Below are 1,552 nucleotides of genomic sequence, written 5' to 3' on the forward strand. Positions count from 1 at the left end.
TGAGGAAGAGCCGTCGGAACAGCTTGCCGAGTACGCGCACCGGAAGCAGGAAGGCCGGCCGAGAAGATATCCAGCGGCTTCCGTCCGGCGCGATGCCGCCGCCCGGCACGATCATGTGCAGGTGCGGATGGTGCGTCATCGCCGATCCCCAGGTGTGTAAGACGGCGGTGATGCCGATGCGCCCGCCGAGGTGCTTCGGATCCGTAGCGATCGTCAGCATCGTCTCCGCTGCCGCCTTGAACAGCAGGTCGTAGACCAGCGCCTTGTTCTGGAACGCGATGTCGGCGATCTCGGCGGGCAGCGTGAACACGACATGGAAGTAGCCGACCGGCAGCAGGTCGGCCTCACGCTCGGCCAACCACGTCCGCGCCGCCGCGCCCTGGCACTTCGGGCAGTGCCGGTTGCGGCAGGAGTTGTAGGCGATCCGCCATTGGCCGCAGTCCTCGCAAGCCTCGACGTGACCGCCAAGGGCTGCGGTGCGGCAATACTCGATCGCCGACATGACCTTGAGCTGGACGAGGCTCAGGTGACCTGCATGGGCGGCCCGATAGGCGGGTCCGGCAGCACGGAAGATGTCGGCGACCTCGATCGAGGCGCGCACGGCTCAACCGTCAGGCGAGATCTCTCCCGGCTTGAACAGGCCGAGTTTGTCGAGCGGGCTCGTCACGGCACGCACCGTCCGGGTCGCCACCTTCGCGTAAAGGGCGGTGTTGTTGAGCTTGGCATGCCCGAGCAGGACCTGGATGATGCGGATGTCGATGCCGTCCTCCAGCAGGTGGGTGGCGAAGCTGTGACGCAGCGTGTGCGGACCCACCCGCTTGGCGATGTCGGCGGCCTGGGCTGCCTCGACGACGATGCGATAGAGCTGCCGCGTGCTGATCGGCTTCATCGCGTGCTGCCCGGGGAACAGCCAGCCGTCGCGGTGCATCACGCCCTGCTGACGTCCGACCTTCCACCACTCACGCAGAAGCGTGAGCAGGTCCTCCGAGAGCATGGCGTTGCGATAGCGCCCGCCCTTGCCACGCTCGACGCGCAGCAGCATGCGCTCGCTGTCGACGTCGGCAACCTTCAGCATCGAAACCTCGGCGACACGCAAGCCCGCGCCATAGGCGACCGAGAGCGCTGCCTGGTGCTTGAGGCAGGTGGTGGCGTTGAGCAGCCGGGCCACCTCGTCGCGGCTGAGCACTACGGGCAGGTGGCGCGGATGCGCCAGCCGGACAAGCCGACGCGCCAGGTCCGGGCGGTCGAGCGTGTGGGTGAAGAAGAAGCGTAGCGCCGACACGATGCTGTTCATCGTCGGCACGGGAACGCCGTCTTCCTGCTGCTCGATCTGAAACCGACGTAGGTCGTCGGCGGTCGCTGTGTCTGGTGAACGCCCGAGGAATGTCGCCAAGCGTCCGATATCGCGGAGATAGTTGCGCTGCGTCTCCCGTGAGAAACGCCGCATGTTCATGTCGTCGATCAGCCGCTGGCGCAGCGGGCTGATCCGGGCATCGAGAATAGGATGGTGCATGGTCAGGCTCCTTGTTGAAGAAGCCCGCCATGCTCTGCT

2 protein-coding genes are annotated in these 1,552 nt (G+C 66.2%); both read right to left on the bottom strand.

The window, feature by feature from the left end; all coding sequences use genetic code 11:
- The coding region (locus NKI73_RS33495) for an IS91 family transposase (RefSeq protein WP_352636324.1) at window positions 1-601 on the bottom strand (601 nt) is incomplete at its 3' end.
- A 3-nt stretch (window positions 602-604) separates the two neighbouring features.
- Complete coding sequence (locus NKI73_RS33500; RefSeq protein ID WP_352636326.1) at window positions 605-1,513, bottom strand: tyrosine-type recombinase/integrase; 909 nt, start codon at window positions 1,511-1,513, stop codon at window positions 605-607.
- Between the last annotated feature and the right edge of the window lie 39 nt (window positions 1,514-1,552).

It is taken from the genome of Mesorhizobium sp. M0496 (assembly GCF_040321205.1).
In the GTDB taxonomy this organism is placed as follows: domain Bacteria; phylum Pseudomonadota; class Alphaproteobacteria; order Rhizobiales; family Rhizobiaceae; genus Mesorhizobium.